Genomic DNA, 20,018 nt, shown 5'->3' with positions numbered 1-20,018 from the left:
TCAGGTTTCCCGTTTCTTAAGTGCGAGTTCGTAGGTTTTTCCGTGCAGCTCGAAAAAAGCCGGAAAACGCTCTGGATCAGCGACGCGGATCTGCGCAAAGAGCTCAGCTAACGATCGGCTAGGATCTAGGCGGCTGTCTGCTGGAGTGCGTCGTCGATGGTAGCTTACGCCTTCAGTGGACTGCAAAACAGGGGCTTCACCTGCCTCGACCATCTCAATGCCGCGGTCCATCAGTTCCAGCTCTGCTTGGAACACCAGCGCATTTATCTCGTCGTGCAACGCGTGGCGGGGCACGATAAAGCGCTGCTTAGCCCAAATCGCGCCGGTATCGACGCTGTCTTCCGCGGTAAGTAGAGAGACAGTCAACTCCTCCTTGCCGGCAAGGATATCCCAAACATGCGGACTCCATCCGCGGCCCTTTGGCAAGTCGCTAGCGTGCAACACCATTACATTAGCGTAACGTGCGCGATCCGCGCGGGTGATTAACTGGCAACACGACACGAGGTATAGAATATCGCCCTCTGCAAGGTCCGATTTGTCGTAAACGAGGCGCAGAGCGTGGGTTTCGGAGTGAGCGGCGATCCAACCCCGTAGGCTTGGCACCACAGGGTGCGCAGGGTCGGAACAAAGAATGTCAATACGCATGGGTCGATGTCCTCTCAAGCAGAGTCCGAGCCAGTTCTGGAGCGCCGTCACCATGGGTAAGCGAAGATGCTGTGCGGGCCATGGCCCAGTATGCGTGGGGTTCAGCTAAGTTGGCTAGCCCCGCCTCTAACGCCGCCGCAAAGTCCGGGGAAGTCGGAGAGGGCAATGAGAGCGACACTCCGTTTTCGGCCATGCTTTGAGCTGTTTCTGCTTGATTGTCGGCGAGTACTACCTGAAGCGTTGGTAGCCCTAGTGCACAGCGCTCCCAGGCCGTGGACCCTGCGGCACCTACGCATAGATCTGACTGCATCATTCGTTGTGCTATGTTCGCAACGTTTACGGCCACCTCGACGGGCATCGGCATTACCGCCGCTTGCGCCTGAACCTCTGCCAAAGCGGGGGCATTGCGGCCCAAAACAACGCAGACCCGCAGCCCAGCTGCAGTTGGTGCCTCCGCTAACGCTTCGAGGACCGCGCCTGTTGCATTATCGCGGTCCACGCCGCCTAGCGTAATCAACAGCCGTTCTGGGCGTTGCAAGGCCTTGCGTCGCGCCAGTGCTCGCGGGCGTAGCAGAGCGAATTCAGGGCGCAGCAGCGCGTGCTTCGGTCCAATTAATCGGGAGCAGTTCGGCGGCACCAATCCGTTGTAGTCATCGACCAGCCGCCCTGCGTTCTGGTCCAACAAAATGTCAGCCACATGCGGCCGATCTGCGAGATCATCGAGCACCAGCAGCTGTACTCCGGGCGGCAATGCTGCGTCCTGCCAGTAGCTGTCTAACGCGTAGTGATCCATCACTAGCCAGCTTGCGCCTGTCTCTTCCAAAACCCTATAGGTTGCCTCGGCATCGCTACGCCAGTCCGCAGCCAGCCAGCCAGCATGCGCAGGCGGAGCGGGATGTGGGCCATAGCCTTCAATGGTATTATCAGGGAGGGGCACGACACGGTGGCCCCGGTCTATGATGGCGGGGATGAGGTGGCCGCGATGCGCGCGCGTTACAAAGACCACCTCCGCATTAGCTCCGCTCAAGCAATTCGCAAGCGTCAGGCAACGCATCACATGGCCAGTACCGATGTCCAGCCCAGCATCGGCGCGGAACACGACGCGTCCAGCTTTCATTCTTCCCCCTCCGGGCTCTCGACCATAACCATCATCTAATTCAACCTGTTGAATCCGGTGTGACAGATCGGCCCGTCCAGCAGCGCGTCCAGCGATTGCTTTCCAGCCTGACAATCCACGACAAGCGCAAACACCTCGTCCAGCGCGGCAAAGGTCAGGTCCAGCACCTCGGGCGTATGTGCCAGCGAGGCATAAAAGGCCGGCGGAGCGAGGAACCCTCGTTTTAGCATTTCCTGGGTGATTAGTGTTTTGTAGCCCGCCGGGTTGTCCCCGGCCACCGACCAGGTGGTCAGAGACGGTAACCCGCCGATCACCACGTCCACCCCGTGGGTGCCTGCAACCTCGTTCAGGCGTGCGCGGTAATCCAGTCCTGCAGCGGTGATACGCGTCCAGCTTTGCTCGCGTTCCATGATCTCTAGCGTCTTCAATGCCGCGGCCGAGCCAATACGCTCTGTCCAAAAAGTTGAGGAAATGAAGGTTGATTGCGCCGCCTCCATAACCGACCGCCGCCCCACTACGGCAGTAGCGGCATAGCCGTTGCCAAGTGTTTTGCCGAAGACCGCCATGTCCGGTTCCACGTTATATTTCTTGTGAAGCCCACCAAAGGTTTCTCGGAAGCCCGAAGTGCATTCGTCAAACACCAGCACAATATTGTTAGCATCGGCCAACGCGCGCACCTTGTGCAAGAATCTATCTGTCGGTTCGACGTTGCGCACGACTTCCATCTTGATGACGCCAATCTTGTCGGTGGCGACCAGCTTTTCCAGCGCGGCAAAATCGTTGTACATAAACGGGAAGGTGCTAGCCGCTAGGCTGCGAGGCACGCCGCGTGGACTGAGACCGGGCAAGAGGTGGCCGTCAAGGTTGGCATCATCGGCCAGGTTAGCTGACAGATACCAGTCGTGCCAGCCGTGGTAACCGCAGATCGCCACTCCGTCGCGCCCCGAAGCTGCCCTGGCGATGCGGATCGCGATGGCATTGGCCTCGCCGCCAGACCGCGCAAAACGCACCATCTCGGCCCAAGGTGCGTTGATTTCAACTAAGCGTTCCGCCAGCAGCACTTCCTCGGGGGCGTTGAGTGTGGACATGTTGCCCTTAGTTACGACCCTCCGCACGACCTCGTCGACCTCCGGGTGGCTGTAGCCGAGCGTGTTGGTCCCGATCGCCATGAAACCGACATCAATCAGTTCGCGGCCGTCCATGTCCCAGACGCGGCAACCCTCAGTTCGCTCGAAATAGGCTGGCCACTGCTCGGGCAGATGCATTTCCGCGCGCTTTGACAGCAGCATGTTGCCGCCTGGGATTACCCGTTTGGCCCGTTTCCACAGTTTTTGCCCCTTGCCCATGCTGGCTCCCTCATTTCGTAGGATGGCGCTGTTCGCCTTGAATAAGTCCGGCCTGCTGTCATACAGGGCGATCAGTGTTTCAAGCTCAAAATCCCGATCCGGGGCGAGCGCGTTCAACACGCCCTCGAGGACCTCCAAATCGTCGGGCTCGTCCACCGTCAGCCGCAGCGCCGAAAGATCACGCCCGGCACGAATGGTGTCGCGGCGGATGTCGTCCGCGCGCCGGAGGAAGGGTGTGACATGTTCGCGGTCAAAGCTGTCGCGCGCCTCGTGTAGTGCCCGCATGAGGCTAGTAGCGCTGAAGACCTCAAGGTCAAGCCCGTCCGGGAAGGTTGGCGGATCGATGTTAGATAAGTAATCGATGCCGCCCTCACGGGCGTGAAAGGCGCAGACCGCCGCATCTACCAGCGCAGGCATGACAAAGGGACAATCACCGGTGATACGGATCACAGTAGTGGCCCCGCTTTCTTCGGCAGCCTTGGCGTAGCGCGACAGGACGTCGTCTTCGCTGCCGCGCACTACGCGCAGGCCCTGCGCTTTGACATGGGAGGCCAGCGGGTCGTCCACCGGCAGCGTGGTGGTCGCAAGCACAATCTCATCAACCTGTTCCGCCTGCCGCAGGCGGCGAATTAAAAGGTCGATGACTCGCTGGCCGGCCACGGTCTTCATGACCTTGCCCGGCAGGCGGCTGGAGCCCATCCGGGCTTGAACGATGGCGACTGTCTTCATGCGACGGCTTTCAGTGGCAAGGTGTCCAGCACCTGTCCAAAGGCCGCTGTCACGCGGGCGAGGTTGGCGGGCGACAGGCAATTCGGATCATAGGTGGGTTCGTTAATCGTGCCCTCAAAGCTGTCGGACACCAGCTGCGCCAACAGGTCTGCACCGCGCGCGGGGCTGCCGCGACCAGCCTGAGGGTCGGTCAGCAGCCGGGCAACTGCGTCTTCGGGAGAATGTGCGTGGAACTCGGGCAGGTGGTATTCTAGAACGGGATGTCGCAGCGATAGGCAGCGCCCGCGTCCGAACACGGCTTCAAAGCCAACAGTCCCAGACACGGTCACCACGCCAGTACTGACGGCCTGCGCGTCGTTCATGGAACGGTTCAGCGGCAATAGAATTACGCGGTCCGTCTCACGCGCCAAGGCCAATATCTCGGGCGAAACCTCATACTTCGATTTCGGGTTAGCCTTGATTGCTATGCGGCCATTCTGGGGGAGCGCGGCCAACAACTGGCGCACCAGCGCCACTTGATTGCTGTAGGGACGGCCCCAAACGTCGATGTTGGCTTCCGGCTGCATCTGCAGTGGATACAGGATTATCGGCCCCGCGCCGTCGGGCATACGCGCCAGTGCGGTCCAGGCTGCAAGGTTTTCCTTCAGCGCGCGTTGCAGTGTGATCTTCCGTGCAGGCGATGGCGTGTTAAACCGGTCGCCACGCAGCCACCCCAGCGTGGTGCGCGCCTGCGCCTCGACCCGACGAAGTTGGCGCATCCTCGCGGCCATGGCCGGGGGTTTCGCCATGTAGCTGGGCAGGCTACGCGCCTCGGAGATCGCGCTCGCCAAGTCTGACAGCCGCGCGGCTGGCCAAGTGTCATCACTGCCTGCGACCGGGATTTGCGTGTCGCCATCAAGGATATTGAATCGGCCGCCGGGATAGCGCGTCATTGCCGGATGCAAGTAGGGGATGCTCCGCTTGCGGCATTCCGCTATAGTCAGTAGCTCATGCATCAGCGTGGGCTCGCCGATCACCGCATCGGGACGGAGGCTGTCCAGCGCATCGGCGATCCGCCCGCGGTAGAAGGTATAATGCCGCGATCCGGCACCGAAATATTGCCGACCCCGGTCGGTGGACACCGCTTCAGGGATCGGCGCAGCGACCAAGTCCGCGGCCTTCGGGAAACCAAGGTCAAAGACGTCGCCGGGTGCGCCATTGGGCCTATAGGTCGGGTTTTGCACAATCCAGCCGACACCGTGCCCATCTGCTGCAAGATGTTGGGCAACCGCGCTCCAAAAAACCGTCTTGCCCCGGTTCTCTACGAATACCAACCGCATAACTTCAGGCCCTTTCCGGAAAGAACTTGGGGTTAAAGCAACTGACCACAACACGATCCTGAGGTTCGCCGTTGATCAGATGATGGCCCTTCATAGTGGCCTCAATCACCCAACCGGCCCCAGTATAAGCCTTGATCGATCCGATGTTACCGCTGGCAATTCCGCCCGAAACTTTGCGCATGCCATGCACGTCAAATGCCACGCGGTTGCCTAGTCGAATCGCTTCTTTTGCCAGCCCCTTGCCCCAGAACTCGCGGGCACCGATGACGCAGACCAAATCAGATACGAGGTGGTTCCACTGGATCGGGCCGATCTTAATGTTGCCAATGTGTCGACAGCTGTCCGCATCAAAGATGCCGTACATATAGTGGGTCCGCTGGGCCGCACCGCTTTCGATGTACTCGATTACCGCTTCACGGGTCAGGCGACGTGAGTCGAGGAACTCTGTCACGGTTTCGTCCTGAAACCAGTCGAGATAGTCCTGACTGACGTCCGCGGCTGACAGGCGACGTAGATAGATGCGGCCGCCATCCTCGTACTTCGTACCCAAATTCAGGACGGTATTCTGTCCAGTACATTGCTTTGAGGGGGCCTGATTGGCGCTCATGGTGCAGTCCTCCACCGTCTTGGGTCTGTCAGGTTCTTAGTGACTCCGGAAAAGGGACTAAAGGTCGGGACGGCCCGGCCTGAAAGTGCCTGTGCTGCCTGCAGAATGTCGTCCAGCTGCGCCGGACTGTCCGCTCCTACCGCCACCTGTGCAATAGACGGGCTAGCCAGCAGCGGCGCCAGCGCCGCCTGGACGGGAGTCAGTCCCTGTTCTGCGGCCTCGACGCGGAACTGCTCGAGGGTGGCGCTCCACGGGGCCAAATGTGATGGAAGTTTGGATGGGTTGCTTAACAAAAAGCCTTGCAGAAAGGCCGATCGGACATGCACCTCCAACGTGGCGGGAAGCTCCACACTCTCGTACCAGGAATCTAGGACGTTGGCGGGCAGTTGCACCAATGTCAACGGAAAGCGGTTACACAGAACGCGCACATCCTCGGCATCGTAGCCGGACACGCCGATACGCGCGACACGGCCGGCATCGCGCAGCTCACAGAGCGTTTCCCAAACGCCGGAACGTGTGAGATCCTCGGCGTTGTGCAGCAAATAGCCGTACAGCCGCGAAACCCCGAGCGTCGCACAACTCGTTTCAAAGGCGGTTCGGAGAGCAGCGACCGGGTCTGACGATTGGGCCAGATCAGGGCATTTACTCACGATGTCGAACCGCTCCGCGGCACCGGTACGCGCAAGAACGGCCTCTGCATCGCCATAAGCGCGCGCCGTGTCCAGCATCTTCACCCCAGCGACCGCCGCTTGGTTGAGCATAACAGAAGCCATGTCCAGCGGCACTTTCCCGGCAGGGTTGAAGGTGCCGTAACGTATGCCGAACTGGACGGTGCCGAGCATCAATTTCATGACAAAGCTTTCTTCAGCGCCGCAACCACCGCGTGCTGGTTTGCTTCGTTCAATGTTGCATGCAGCGGGATACTGATCACGCGGCTATAATAGTCTTCGGCCGCAGGGAAATCCCCTTCGCGAAACCCGAAATCACGGTAATATGGCTGCAAATGAACCGGAATGTAGTGCAGGTTCACACCAATTCCCTCGGCCCGCAGACTTTCAAACACGCTGCTGCGGCGCGCGGCGTCATGTAGCCGGATGACGTAGAGATGAAACGCCGAGTGCGCGCCCTGCAGCCGGCCTGGCAGATCCAGCGGCAGGTTGGCCAGTAACTGGTCATAGCGATCGGCTAATACGTTGCGAACGTGGACATATTCCGCAAGTCGTTCCTGCTGACTAAGGCCAAGCGCCGCCTGCATTTCGGTCATGCGGTAGTTCCAGCCAAGCTCTACCTGCTGGTAATACCACGGGCCGTCGGGGTCATGCGTCATTCGGGCTGGGTCCCGGGTAATACCATGGCTGCGCAGCGATTCCATGCGTGCCGCCAGTTCAGAATTGTTCGTCAGCGCCATGCCGCCTTCGGCGGTAGTGATGATCTTGACCGGATGGAAGCTGAACACTGTGATGTCAGAGAATTGGCAGGATCCGACCGGCTGGCCCAGGTAGCTACCACCCACCGCGTGGCTGGCGTCCTCGACGATGCGGATTCCGTAGGGACGCACCAATTCCGCGATCTCACGGGTAGCGGTGGATTGGCCGCACATGTGTACGGGCACAATCACCTTGGGCAGGCGGCCTGCGGCCTTTGCCTGCGCCAGCTTGGCGGCTAACGCCTTCGGACACATATTGAAGGTGTCAGGGTCGATGTCGACAAAATCGACATCGGCACCCACATAGCGCCCGCAATTGGCTGAAGCCACAAAGGTGATTGGCGTGGTCCACATTAGATCGCCCTGGCCCAGTCCCAATGCGGCCACCGCAACGTGCAAAGCCGAAGTTGCGGAGTTCATCGCAACCGCGTGGGCCGCGCCGGATTTTTCGGCGAGGGCTGCTTCGAACTGCGGCACCACGGGGCCTTGAGTGATGAAATCGGACTGTAAGACCTCGATGACCGCATCGAGATCCTGCTGCCGGATGTCCTGGCGACCATAGGGGATCATCAAATCTTACCGATCTTTACTTCGTTGTCATCAATCCAGCGCTGCAATTCCGCGTCGCTCATCCACTCGGTGTTGGTACCGCTGGAATAGACAAAACCTTCGGGCACGCGCTTTCCGTCCTTAATCCGCTCGGGGCTCGTAGACCATTCGTTGATCTGTGGTAGAATCTTGAAATGTTCAGCGTATTCATAGGTAAAGTAGGCGTCCTCTTCGCCGATCATCTGTTCGTGAATCTTTTCGCCCGGACGGATGCCAACGACCTTCTGTCTAGCTTCAGGTGCCAGGACCCGTGCCAAATCTGTAACCTTCATCGAAGGAATTTTTTTCACGTAGATTTCCCCACCCACCATGTCGTCAACAGCATGCCAGACCAGCTCTACGCCTTGCTCGAGAGAGATCATGAAGCGGGTCATTCGTGTATCGGTAATGGGAAGTTCGCCTTGATCACGGATCGAGATGAAAAACGGAATGACTGACCCGCGTGACCCCATAACGTTGCCGTAGCGCACCACAGAGAACCGCGTCCCATGTTCGCCGGAATAAGCGTTGCCCGACACGAAGAGCTTGTCCGAGGCTAGCTTAGTCGCGCCATAAAGATTAATTGGGCTCGAAGCCTTGTCCGTGGACAACGCCACGACCCCCTTCACACCTTTGTCAATTGCCGCGTCTATAACGTTCATTGCGCCATTGATGTTAGTCTTGATGCACTCGAAGGGGTTGTATTCGGCTGTGGGCACGATCTTGGTTGCCGCGGCGTGGATGACATAGTCGACCCCGTCAAAGGCCCGATATAGCCTTTCGCGATCGCGCACATCTCCGATGAAGAAACGAACTCGCGGATCATCGCCGTAGAGCTTGGCCATTTCCCACTGTTTCATCTCATCCCGTGAAAGGATTATGATTTTTTTGGGGTTATACCGCGCCAGAGTCATCGGCACGAAAGCATGCCCAAATGATCCGGTGCCGCCGGTTATAAGAATTGTCGAATTTTCTAGCATAGTAATTGCCTAATCTTCTAGGTTAATCTTGATATTGGTCGCTGCATGTTGTCCGTAAATTCGAGAGCGCATTTTGCAGCTTTGACCCGGAAACCCCTCAGTCCTGCTGCTTCTCAGAAGTTCCGAAAACTTAGGCAGATTAGACCTGCTCTAATGCAAACCGCAGATAACGCAAACTATCGGATGTCTTCAGGAAGCCCTTGTGCGGTCACTTCAGGGTTGATCTCTCGCTGCAGCGCCTCGATTTCCGCAATCAACGCCTCATGTTCAGCCACGCGGCGCTTCAAGAAGGCCTTAGTCAACTTTGCCTTCGCTAAAACCCCGCGCGGCGTTAGGACATATGTATACCGCAGCTTATTCCCAGACGCCCGGAAGTTTCCAACCTTCACTTGCCCCTTGTCGATTAAACCCTTCAGGCAATAGTTAATCACCCCAAGGCTAATGCCCAGAGATTTGGCTAAATCTCGCTGCGAGAGCTTCGGATCAGCTTCAAGCTCCCGCATCACGCGGAACCGGATATCTTCACTAACTGGTTTCGCCATAGCTTTCTATAGACACAGCTACCGCACCAGAGGTTCGCTGGGGCAGCCTCCGGGAGTTGAACGTCACTGCGTTCACGAATGAACATCTAACCCTGATGGCGAGCTAGGGAAAGATAGAATTCAAACTTACATCAAATTTATTGCGATCAGCTTTCGGTCTGAAGAAAAATGCAGCCGCCTGTTGAGATACGGGCTGCGGTCATCCGGCCTGTTTTATATGCGCCGGTGTCTAGAGACACCCGGCTCGCAGATATGCTCGCATTCTCCACGATCGTATGGCCATGAACGACAAACACCCCGTCTTCGCGGGGCTCACTAAAGAACTTTGGATGTCCCCACAAAAGCGCCTGCTCGCGCTGCGCATTGGGGTGACGCTTCGGGGACATCGCCGCATGGACACAATGCATATTACCACTTGACCATTGGAGCGGCAGACTACGTAGCCACTCCTGCATGCCGGTCGGCAGCGCTGCCTCCAGTGCATTTGCGAGTTCAATTGATCCGGCACTGTCCAGCCCGCGCTTATTGGCAAAGAGACCGAAACTTTGCAGGGTCTCCAAACCACCAAATCTCAACCATTCCAAACCTGCCCCCGCAGGATCATCAATGAAGTCGAGCATCATGCGCTCGTGATTGCCCATCAGGCACACTACTTTTTCAGGGTAGCTCTGGCAAAGATCAAAAAGCCGTGTCAGAACGCCCCGCCCGTCTGGACCTCGATCAATATAGTCGCCCAGGAAGACGCATACCTCTTCACCGGTTGCGACCGCCCCTAGTTTTTCCAGCAAATCCTCAAGGAGCCCCGCACAACCGTGGATGTCACCGACCGCGAAAAAAGGCATCTCGGGTGCGAAGTGGTCAGGCGCGCCCTCGGCTTCAGCCTCGCTGCGCTTTATCCAGCCCTTTAACCATGACGTGATCTCCGCGCGCATTCCGCCCCCCTGAGTACTGTCTTGTTCCAGTCATCTTGCGAACCCTTCGATTAACGCGACTGCGACCGATAGGCCACATCAAACTACCGAAGGCCGGTGAATGCCTAAGAGACCTGCACAGAGATTGCCCTGCCGCGGCTGAACAAGTATCCCTTCTGCCAAGGAACGGAGAGACATATGACTCACAAGCCTCGCCCAAAGCCTGCATCCCGCCGCCGGACCCCGCGCGCGATGGTGGGGGTCGGTCTGCTCTTGCTGCCTGCCGCAGCGCAGACGGAAGGCTATTCCTACTCGACCTATGGCACCGTCGGGTTGGTCGACATGCCAACGGCGCAAAGCGCGGAAGATGCTGAGCTGACGGCAACATATAGTCAGTTCGCCAATACTGCCCGCACTACGCTGAGCTTTCAGATCACCCCGCGGCTTTCTGGCAGTTTTCGCTACAGCAAAATCGACGACTACTTTTCCGTGGGCACAACTCATTTCGACCGCTCCTTCGACCTGCGATATCGCTTTGTGGATGAAACCAGCAGCCGACCTGCGATCGCAGTTGGTTTGCAGGACTTTATCGGCACGGGCATCTACACGGCGGAATATATTGTCGCCACGAAAAGCGTCACCCCCCGCCTGACCTTTACAGGTGGTATCGGTTGGGGCCGGCTTGGCAGCTACAACGGCTTCTCCAACCCGCTTGGCGTCATCAACGACCGCTTCGACACCAGACCTGCCCGAGACTTTGGCCGCGGCGGGGAGATCGAAGCCGCAGGCTGGTTCCGCGGGGATGCCGCGCTCTTTGGCGGCGTCGCTTGGCAGGCGACGGACAAGCTGACGCTGAAGGCCGAGTATTCCTCCGACGACTATGCAATTGAAACCGGATCCGGGTCGTTCAAACATAAGTCGCCGTTCAACTTCGGCCTCGACTATGAGATCCGCGACAACATTCACCTACAGGCGCATTACCTTAACGGCTCGACATTCGGCTTCTCGCTGAACCTCCGGAACAACCCCAGACACCCCCTCGTAAACGGTGGCAAGGGTCCGGCACCCTTGCCAGTGAAACGGCGCGCGCCGGGGGCGGCGTCCGACCTTGGTTGGACACAGGCCGTTGGCGTCAGCTCCAGCTTGCGCGAGCAAACTGGCACGCTGCTTGCCAGCGACGGTATGGCGCTGGAGGCAATGAAAATCAGCCCGAATGCCGTGACGGTCCACATTCGCAACGAGCGTTATCTTGCCCGCCCCGAAGCCATCGGGCGCACGGCGCGCATCCTTACACAGGTCATGCCGGCATCGGTGGAAAGCTTTACCGTGGTCCCGCTGGAGAACGGCATTCCGCTCTCCGCCACCACATTGCGCCGGTCGGACATCGAGGATTTGGAGCATGAGGCAGATGGGTCATGGCAAACCTACGCTCGCGCGGATATTGAGGATGCCGCTGGTAGCCTCGATGGTGCGACCTATCATCGCGACCAATACCCCAAACTGACCTGGTCTGTCGGCCCCTATCTCAACGCCAGTTACTTCGATCCGGATGAGCCGGTACGCCTCGACACCGGCCTGCGGCTGCAAGGGCGCTACGACATTGCGCCGGGCTGGTTCATTTCGGGCAGCATCGAACAGCGGCTGGCGGGGAATATCGGTGACGCGGCCCGCGGGTCGAATTCCGTGCTGCCGCGGGTTCGGTCCGAATCCTCAATCTACGCGCGTGAGGGGGAAACCGCCCTAGAGCATCTGACACTCGCGCATTACTTCCGACCCGGCAAAGATCTCTACGCCCGGGTCACCGCGGGCTACCTCGAATCGCAATTCGGGGGTGTTTCGAGCGAACTGCTGTGGAAACCCGTCGCCAGCCGCTTGGCTCTGGGCGCCGAGGTGAATTATGCCGTCCAGCGCGATTTCGATCAAAGGTTCGGCTTCCGGGACTACGAAATCGCGACAGGCCACCTTTCGGCTTATTACGACTTTGGCGACGGCTACCTTGGCCAAGTGGACGCGGGCCGCTATCTGGCGGGCGACTACGGCGCGACTTTCACCCTCGACCGCGTCTTCGCAAATGGCTGGAGCATCGGCGCCTACGCCACCTTCACCGATGTCTCATTTGACGATTTCGGCGAAGGGTCCTTCGACAAAGGTTTGCGCTTTACCGTCCCGCTGTCGCATGTATTGGGCGAGCCTTCGGACAAAACCTATAAGGCCGTAATCCAACCGCTGACACGCGACGGGGGTGCAAGGCTGAAGGTCAGAAACCGTCTCTACGAAAGCGTGCGCGGCTACCATACACCCGAATTGAAAGACAGCTGGGGCAGGTTCTGGAGATGAAACATAAATCTATCGCCGTCTTGTCCCTTTTGGGGTTGCTGGCCGCCTGCGGGCAGGGCCAATCACAGCAAGGTATATTTGGTCCGATCGGTCAGGCCCTTCTCGGCTTTACGCAGTCCGCCTCGAAACCCTCCAGCATGGCAGACATTCGGCGGCAGGTGACCCCGGAGGTGCGTCAACGGTTTCAGCACACGTCTTTGATGATCGCTCAGCTTGAGCAGAATGAACGGGCCTCGATCCTTGTGCGTAAGGGGGTTAATCGCAATGTCGAAACCTATTTCACCCCCGACAACATCTCACTGAGCCTCAAAGAGGGAGTGCTTGTCGGCACCCGCGGCCTTGGCTTTGACTTGATGAGCGGCGATGTCGCCGAAGTGCTCGCAGGTTTGCGCCATGGCGGCCAAGCCGTCCGCGTTCATCGCTATCTTGATGGCGAAGATCAGATTGTGATCAAGAGCTACATCTGCAACTATAGCGGAAATGCGCAGATCACAGAAACCTGCTATGGCAAAGATCACAGCTTTAAGAACAGCTATCAAATGTCTGGGGGCAAAGTCGTCGCGTCCCGGCAATGGATTGGCCCGGATCTTGGTTACATCCGGTTGGAGGATGTTTGATGCCGTGCAAACAGGTCCATGCCAATTAGCGACTTTTAGTTCCTAGGCCCTTCTTGCGTTCACACGCTGCCGTTCGTTTTTATTCCGAGGTTCCTTAATGTTTAAACGTCTTATCGCTGCTTCTACTCTGATACTCCTCAGCGGTTGCGGGGTCGCCTATGTCTCTCCGAAAGTCACCGATGCTGGCAGCAAGGTCCGTATCGTACCTTTGACCTCGGAAACTGTTCTGGCTGCGAATAGATCAACCTATGAACCGAAGCAGCTTCCGGCTGTGTTCTTCCAGACCGCCGGCGGCGCGGGCGGCTTGCGCGGTGCAGGGCCGACGCCCTCGCCTGTTTCCCAAATTCAGACGAAGCCCGGCAACCTCGCGCTTCGCGTCCCCAACACCCCGCCGAACACGACCTATCATATCGGCGTTGGGGATGTGCTTTTGCTGGCGACACGCAGCGGCAGCAGCACGGTCGAAGAACTGAGTGGCCTGCTCGCCGCACAAAATCGGCGCCAAGGCTACACCGTTCAAGATGATGGGGCGATCGCCATTCCCGATGTCGGCCGCGTCAAAGTCTCAGATCTGACATTGGAAGAAGCCGAAGCGGCACTCTTCCAGCGCTTGCTTGAAGCGCAGATCGACCCCTCGTTCAGCCTTGAGATCGCAGAGTTTAACTCCAAACGCGTTTCTGTCGGCGGTGCTGTCGGCAACCCCACTGTGATCCCGATCACTTTGACACAGCTTACGTTGGACCAAGCCGTGGCGGGCGCAGGCGGTATCCAAACCCCTGATCTCGAATACGCTTCGATTCGCCTGTACCGGGACGGTGACCTCTATCAAATCCCGCTTGAACAGTACCTGCGTCGGCCCGACCTTCAGAAAACCCGCCTCGTTGCTGGCGACAGCGTGTTTGTCGACACCGAGTACCAGCTTGATCGGGCGCAGGCATATTTCGCCGAGCAGATCACCCTCCAGCAATTCCGCCAACAAGCGCGCGCCCAGGCCTTGGCAGAACTCACAGCAGTCGTCGATCTGCGCCGTGCCTCTCTCCAAGAAGGCCGGGCGAACTTCGAAGCTCAGCTCGCCAATGACGCCGTAGAGCGGGACTACGCCTATCTCGCCGGAGAAGTGTCCAAGTCCGGTCGCTTCACTCTGCCCTTCGGCCGGAAATCCACCCTCGCGGATGCGCTTTACTCCGAAGGCGGAATCGACACGATGACCGGTAACCCCTCGCAAATCTACGTTTTGCGCGGCTCGAATGACCCACGTGAATTCGGCGCAGTGACCGCATGGAACCTCGACGCCCGAAATGCAACCAATCTGATTCTGGCTACGCGGATGGAGCTGCGTCCAAATGACATCATCTTCGTGGCCGAACAGCCAGTCACGCGCTGGAACCGGGTCATCACGCAGATCACCCCCTCTCTTATTTCCAGTGTGGCCAGCTCAGTTAACTAAGCTGTTGGCGGGCTTGGCCTGCCACCTTCTGTGCCTCCTTCCAACAGTTTGCGCGCGCCTTTGGCGCGCGCTTTCAATTGTCAGCGCAATAAAAGACCAGAGAGCTATAGATGTCCGATACTATTAGATCAGGATGGTTCGTCGCCCAACTGCGCCCGCATGGCCTCGCCCAAGCACGGGTTCATCTCAAGCGACAGGGATTTGAAACTTTCTCGCCCGTCCTTTTGCAAAGCCCTCATGACCGACCAAACAAGGGCAGCGCCGAGCGCCCGCTTTTCCCTGGGTATCTCTTCGTGAACTTTGATCCCAGCCAAACTGGCTGGACGGCCATCAATAGCACCCGAGGTGTCTCACGCCTCATTCTGAACGACCCCCGACGCCCCCGGCCCCTTTCAGAAGAACTGATCCGCGCCCTACAGGACCGCTGCGATACCGAAGAGGCCTACAAGGGTGAAGATGACCTAGAAGTCGGCGATCGCGTGCGCGTTCTCACCGGACCTTTTGCCGAACTCGTGACAAAGATCGAAGCCCTGCCAAGCGCAGAGCGTGTCGGCGTGCTGATCGATCTAATGGGCAGGGAAGTCCGATCCTCCCTGCCCCGCGCTCATGTGGCGAAAGTCACAGAATGACCTTCCACTAACCTCTTACGCTGCTTGGGCGCTTTCCGCGTCCCGCAAAAAATGCTCGTAAGCGATGACGTCGTTGCGGAACCTTCCATAGAGAATCAGCGCCCCCGTGCCCGCCGCCTTCGCTTGCAAAGTCCAATAGACAGTCGGACTGTCGCGGTAGATCAACACGTCAAAGTTCTCACCATCCCGCGTATAAGTCCCCGACAGCGGTGAGGTCTGCCGCCCCTTGATCTTACGGCTCAGCGGCAGCGGCACGAAGCGGCGCGGCTGCCGGAAACGATGCGACGTGAAATACTTCATAGCAACGACATAGCCGAGCGCGAAGAGGGAGATATAAAGCGCAAGCGCGAAACTCGCCGCGATAGGTTGATCCCAGAGCAGGACCCCTGTGAGGATTGGCACACAGAGAAACGGCAGCAAAAGAAGGCTCGCCAAAGGATTGTCAAACTGGCCACGCCGGCTGCGCTTCCGCAGCAAAGGCAAGGCGCGCACGGCGAGGTGGTGGAAATGCAGCCGGTCCGGCTGATCGGTCGCCTTGCGCGTCATACGACGCCGCAGAATCGAGAAGAGTGTATCACAGACCGGCCAGAACAGCAAAAGCAGAACCGCCATCCCCGCCACCGAAGGGTTTCGGGCGACCAATACAATGCCCAGCCACGCCACAACATGGCCGATCCCATAGGCCCCTGCATCACCAAGAAAGATGCGCCCGAAAGGCCAGTTCAATACGAAGAAGCCGAACATCGCAGCAAACAGCAAACCCGCCACGATCTGCACATCCACATCACCGGTAAAACCGGCAATCGCGAAAAACCCGACTGACGCGCTCATGGTATAGAGAGATGAGAGACCGTTAAGGCCATCGATCAGATTGAGCGCGTGGCAAGTGCCGGCTGACCACAGCAAAGTGATGGCGATGGCGGGGACAACAAAGTAAGCCAGCGAATTGTCCACCAGTCCCAAGTCTGGAACGACAGTACGCGTGAGCGCAATCGCCAGCGCGGCGGCGGCAAAAGCCGCCAAAAGACGCGCACGCGGGCTTACGTTCCGATGGATATCCTCACGCAAACCAACAAAAAAGACGATCAGCCCCGCCGCCAGCGACAAAAGCAGATCACTGCGCAACTGATCTGCATAGTAAAAACACCCGAAAACAAGCGCGACGATGATACCGATGCCGCCCACCCGAGGCGTGGGACGCGTATGCGTCGCCTGCCGCGCACCCAGATCACGCTCCATATGCTCCTGGCTCATCAACAAGCCGGGCCAGGCAATGAAAAGCAGACCAATGGCCAGACTGGTCAGGAAGGTCGCCAACAAAATCCACGGTTCGAACAAAACTAGGATACCTCAAAAAACTAACGTGAGCGCAATCGCAAAACGCCCTCTTTTAACGCCCCAGAAAAATCATCGGGACATTACTCGAAACGCGGCAAATTTGCCAATATGGCTGAGCGTTCGTTACGAAATCTTAACCTTCACACCCAGGTCGACCCTATAGCCGCGCAGATCTCAAAAATTTATGTAGACCCCCCAGAACCACGTTCTCCAAGCTTAGCCGGTCGGGCTTGTGTGCAGCATGGCCCTATCGGTTCAGCAATTTAGAAAACGCCATAAAGATGGCACAGTTCGCGAAAAATGCAAGGCAAAAGGCTTCAAAATCGGCGTCTCTAAATCAACTGCATAACTCTTATACCCGGCTGTTACCGCCGCAAGAGGAAATAACTCACCCCAATGAAATTGGCTGAAAGATAGCAAAACGCCACGAGCAACCGATCACGACCAAGTTTTTTGCCGATCCTTCATAGCATTGCCAAAGCTACCGGTGTAGGAAGCAATTAACCAAGCGATCCACGTGGGAACAGGCATTTCATGACGCAGCGACAAGTATTTTCCGAAAGCACCCTTCAAGATCGCGACAATGATGACGAAATTGACCTTTCCAGCCTATTCCGCACGCTTTGGCGGGGTAAACTATGGATTGCGCTCTGTGGTTTGCTGGCGCTGCTGCTCGGCGGCTACTACGCTTATGGTCTGGCCGTGCCAGTCTACACCGCCAAGGCCGCAATCGCGTTAGAAAGCCGACAAGAACAGGTGATGGACATCGAAAGCGTTGTCACCGGCCTTGGCGGCGATCAATCCACGATCAATACCGAGGTTGAAGTGCTTCGCTCGCGCGGTCTTATCGAAGATTTGGTCATGGACATGAACCTTCTTGAAGATCCGGAGTTCAACACAAGACTGCAACCCGCCCCGAGCTTTTCCATTGGCCAAGCCGTCGGTTTTATACGCGGCCTTATCTCCGAACCGGAAGAAACGCAGCCTGCCACCGAGCGGGCTATTCTTGATTCTACGATCAACACTGTCCTTAGTTCGATTTCGGCCTCAAACCTGCGTCAAAGCTTTGTCTTTGAAATTACTGTGACCACCGAAGATCCGGATAAATCCGCAGCAATGGCCAACAGACTTGCCGAACTCTACATCCAAGACCAAATTTCCGTTAAGTTCGAAAAAACAGAACAGGCGACGAGCTGGCTAAGCGAACGTGTAAGCGGTCTTCAGATTGAACTAGAAACCGCGCAGGCCGAACTGAAAGACTTCTCTACCAACACGGAGCTCGTGAACGCCGAGACCTTGGCCGCACTTAACCGCCAATTGAAAGACCTGCGGGATCGCCGCGCGACGCTGGTCACACAAGCCGAGGCCACGGAAAGCCGGTTGCTGGTATTGGAAGACGCGCGCGAAGCCGGTCCTGCGGCTTTTGTTGAGATTGCAAATGACGCCGCCCTTAACCAAGTTTACGGGCTTCTCGAAGATGGGAGCGTCGGCGCCGAGACGGCGTTCGAAACTCGCGCGGACGCGCTGATAACCCGTGCAGAACTCGAAGCAACACGCGCCATGTCTCAGCTGAGCGCGATCGAAGCATCAATCACCGAGGTCAGCAACCGGATCGACAATCAGTCCGAAGAACTGGTCATCCTTGAACAGCTTCAACGAGAAGTCGAGGCAAGCCGCTTGCTCTACGAAGCGTTCCTCAGCCGCCTGAAAGAAACCAGCATCCAACAAGGGATCCAACAAGCCGACAGCCGGATCCTCAGCCGGGCCGTGGTGCCATCAACCCCCTCCGCCCCCCGCAAATCCCGAATCTTGGCCCTATCGCTAATTTTGGGTCTTATGGCAGGCTCCGGCGCCGTATTGCTCCGGGAAATGGCTCAGAACACGTTCCGCACGGCAGAGGACCTTGAAACGAAGACAGGCCATTCCGTCATCGGACAGATTCCAAAAATTCCTGCGAAGCATCGCCGGAATGTTCTGGAGTATATCTCTCAAAAGCCCAATTCAGTTGCTGCCGAATCGGTTCGAAACCTCCGTACATCGCTTCTATTGGCGAACCTCGACACCAAGCCGAAGATCATCATGTCGACCTCCTCAGTTCCTGGAGAGGGCAAGACCACGCAATCCATTACCCTTGCGCAAAACTTTGCTGGTCTTGGAGCTAAGGTTCTTTTGATTGAAGGCGACATAAGGCGCCGCGTGCTCGATGAATATTTCGGACATGATCAAAAGCACGGCTTCCTATCCGTCATCTCAGGCGAAGTTCCTCTGGAAAAGGCTATTGTACATGATGAGACCCTGAAAGCCGACATCCTCTACGGTGAGCAATCTACCATCAACGCCGCCGATTTGTTTTCGTCGAACACCTTCTCAGATTTTATCAAGGGACTTCGCGAACACTACGACCATATCATCATCGACACGCCGCCCGTCCTCGCCGTGCCGGACGCCCGCGTCATCGGCCAGTTGGTCGATGCCGTAATTTACACCGTTCAATGGGATTCCACCCCTCATCGTCAGGTTTTGGACGGGCTAAAATCGCTGCAGAGCGTCAACGTTCGGGTGAGTGGTTTGGTGTTGAGCCAGTTCGATGGCAACAAAATGAAGCGCTACGGCTATTCCGATAGTTACGGAGACTATTCAAGTTACTATCAGAAATAGGAACTGTTCTGAATAGCCTGACCTCTTTAGCAGAAAGGTTGCAGGCGCAAGCTACCGTGCTTAAACGACTCGGCGCTTGCTAGGGAGAGTAGCTTACCCGTTTCCGACAAAGGTGGCCCGAGAGCATTCACCCTGCGCGGGCCTGATTGAACACGGTGCAGTGATGCTCTCGTTAGAATTTCGGAATGCCTGCATTGCTTCCTCAATCTTCCTGCGGCGAGTCCGGTCAGACTGAACTATTAGAAGGATTGCGTCGTCCTGTTCCGCAACGATACGTGCTGTCGGTGCAAGAAGGATCGTAAGCATTCGGCAAAGGCCGCGGGCGTTCGCTTTTGATCAGATCCGTTTGGTAGAAGCTTTTGGTTTACGCGACTTCGGTGCCCATTTTTTGGCAAGGCGCTCGAAGCTATCGAGGATGCGGCCGATCTCTGCCTCATCCGGGTCGAACTGTCCCCCATACCATTCCAGCATCTGGCCGTGTTCTTCGTGCTTAGGATCCGCCATGGCTTCGAGGAAGTCAGCGTAGCCGGAGAAGCCACCCACATCCTCCGGAGGGCAAGCACCGATAGCCCTGACAAGGCGTGGATATGCGGCGCCCGCGATAGAGCCATCGATTTTCTCGATCTTGATCACGTGGTGCCAGTTGTCACCAAAGTCGTAGGGGACTGTCCTGAATTTTGTGCTCTGGCGTGGTAACTGCTCTATAAGGAGACCCACGTATGAGCATCGACAAAAAGCTATTAGACCAACTGATGGAAGGCCGGTCCTCTGGCGACCTATTC

At 57.5% G+C, this 20,018-nt stretch carries 17 protein-coding genes; 5 read left to right on the top strand and 12 right to left on the bottom strand.

The window, feature by feature from the left end; all coding sequences use genetic code 11:
• From ACGYLX_RS18095 to ACGYLX_RS18050, 10 genes are all read right to left on the bottom strand, one after another.
• Complete coding sequence (locus ACGYLX_RS18095) at positions 1-645, bottom strand: formyltransferase family protein (protein WP_394451036.1); 645 nt, start codon at positions 643-645, stop codon at positions 1-3.
• Entirely contained in the window at positions 635-1,762 is a 1,128-nt protein-coding gene (pseG, locus tag ACGYLX_RS18090) for a UDP-2,4-diacetamido-2,4,6-trideoxy-beta-L-altropyranose hydrolase (RefSeq protein WP_394451035.1), read from the bottom strand. Before pseG ends, ACGYLX_RS18095 begins: the two co-directional genes overlap by 11 nt.
• A gap of 35 nt (positions 1,763-1,797) precedes the next feature.
• Complete coding sequence (locus ACGYLX_RS18085; RefSeq protein WP_394451033.1) at positions 1,798-3,837, bottom strand: aminotransferase class III-fold pyridoxal phosphate-dependent enzyme; 2,040 nt, start codon at positions 3,835-3,837, stop codon at positions 1,798-1,800.
• On the bottom strand, positions 3,834-5,156 hold the full coding sequence (locus ACGYLX_RS18080; protein ID WP_394451031.1) for a hypothetical protein: 1,323 nt from the start codon (positions 5,154-5,156) through the stop codon (positions 3,834-3,836). Before ACGYLX_RS18080 ends, ACGYLX_RS18085 begins: the two co-directional genes overlap by 4 nt.
• 4 nt (positions 5,157-5,160) lie before the next feature.
• Positions 5,161-5,763: a GNAT family N-acetyltransferase gene (locus ACGYLX_RS18075; RefSeq protein WP_394451029.1), complete on the bottom strand. Its 603-nt coding sequence runs from the start codon at positions 5,761-5,763 to the stop codon at positions 5,161-5,163.
• Positions 5,760-6,614 carry an aldo/keto reductase gene (locus ACGYLX_RS18070; protein WP_394451027.1) on the bottom strand — a complete coding sequence of 285 codons (855 nt, stop codon included), beginning with the start codon at positions 6,612-6,614 and terminating at the stop codon, positions 5,760-5,762. Before ACGYLX_RS18070 ends, ACGYLX_RS18075 begins: the two co-directional genes overlap by 4 nt.
• Positions 6,611-7,759, bottom strand: coding sequence for a UDP-4-amino-4,6-dideoxy-N-acetyl-beta-L-altrosamine transaminase (pseC, locus tag ACGYLX_RS18065; RefSeq protein WP_394451025.1), 1,149 nt, complete (start codon positions 7,757-7,759; stop codon positions 6,611-6,613). The genes ACGYLX_RS18070 and pseC overlap by 4 nt, the downstream gene beginning before the upstream one ends.
• Positions 7,759-8,757, bottom strand: coding sequence for a UDP-N-acetylglucosamine 4,6-dehydratase (inverting) (gene pseB / locus ACGYLX_RS18060; protein WP_394451023.1), 999 nt, complete (start codon positions 8,755-8,757; stop codon positions 7,759-7,761). The genes pseC and pseB overlap by 1 nt, the downstream gene beginning before the upstream one ends.
• 176 nt (positions 8,758-8,933) lie before the next feature.
• The gene (locus ACGYLX_RS18055) at positions 8,934-9,299 is read right to left on the bottom strand and encodes a MarR family EPS-associated transcriptional regulator (RefSeq protein ID WP_394451021.1); all 366 of its coding nucleotides are present in this window, start codon (positions 9,297-9,299) and stop codon (positions 8,934-8,936) included.
• 146 nt (positions 9,300-9,445) lie between these two features.
• Entirely contained in the window at positions 9,446-10,231 is a 786-nt protein-coding gene (locus tag ACGYLX_RS18050) for a metallophosphoesterase family protein (RefSeq protein ID WP_394451019.1), read from the bottom strand.
• A gap of 177 nt (positions 10,232-10,408) precedes the next feature.
• Between ACGYLX_RS18050 and ACGYLX_RS18045 the strand changes: the two genes are divergently transcribed.
• From ACGYLX_RS18045 to ACGYLX_RS18030, 4 genes are all read left to right on the top strand, one after another.
• Complete coding sequence (locus ACGYLX_RS18045; protein ID WP_394451017.1) at positions 10,409-12,547, top strand: YjbH domain-containing protein; 2,139 nt, start codon at positions 10,409-10,411, stop codon at positions 12,545-12,547.
• The gene (locus tag ACGYLX_RS18040; protein WP_394451015.1) at positions 12,544-13,164 is read left to right on the top strand and encodes a YjbF family lipoprotein; all 621 of its coding nucleotides are present in this window, start codon (positions 12,544-12,546) and stop codon (positions 13,162-13,164) included. Before ACGYLX_RS18045 ends, ACGYLX_RS18040 begins: the two co-directional genes overlap by 4 nt.
• Before the next feature lie 97 nt (positions 13,165-13,261).
• Complete coding sequence (locus ACGYLX_RS18035; RefSeq protein WP_394451013.1) at positions 13,262-14,611, top strand: polysaccharide biosynthesis/export family protein; 1,350 nt, start codon at positions 13,262-13,264, stop codon at positions 14,609-14,611.
• 110 nt (positions 14,612-14,721) lie between these two features.
• Complete coding sequence (locus ACGYLX_RS18030) at positions 14,722-15,240, top strand: transcription termination/antitermination protein NusG (protein WP_394451011.1); 519 nt, start codon at positions 14,722-14,724, stop codon at positions 15,238-15,240.
• A 15-nt stretch (positions 15,241-15,255) separates the two neighbouring features.
• Here ACGYLX_RS18030 and ACGYLX_RS18025 read toward each other — a convergent pair whose 3' ends face one another.
• Entirely contained in the window at positions 15,256-16,578 is a 1,323-nt protein-coding gene (locus ACGYLX_RS18025) for a glycosyltransferase family 4 protein (protein ID WP_394451009.1), read from the bottom strand.
• Between the two features lie 534 nt (positions 16,579-17,112).
• Here ACGYLX_RS18025 and ACGYLX_RS18020 point away from each other — a divergent pair.
• Entirely contained in the window at positions 17,113-19,236 is a 2,124-nt protein-coding gene (locus ACGYLX_RS18020) for a GumC family protein (RefSeq protein WP_394451007.1), read from the top strand.
• Positions 19,237-19,572: 336 nt separating this feature from the next.
• Here the strand turns inward: ACGYLX_RS18020 and ACGYLX_RS18015 are convergent.
• Positions 19,573-20,018 (bottom strand): plasmid pRiA4b ORF-3 family protein (locus ACGYLX_RS18015; protein WP_394451005.1); only part of this gene is annotated, 446 nt, incomplete at its 5' end.

Origin of the sequence: Sulfitobacter sp. 1A13496 (assembly GCF_043557225.1) — a bacterium.
GTDB lineage: Bacteria > Pseudomonadota > Alphaproteobacteria > Rhodobacterales > Rhodobacteraceae > Sulfitobacter > Sulfitobacter faviae.
Note: the sequence above shows the minus strand (reverse complement) of the source record. Positions and strands in the feature narration are given on the sequence as shown.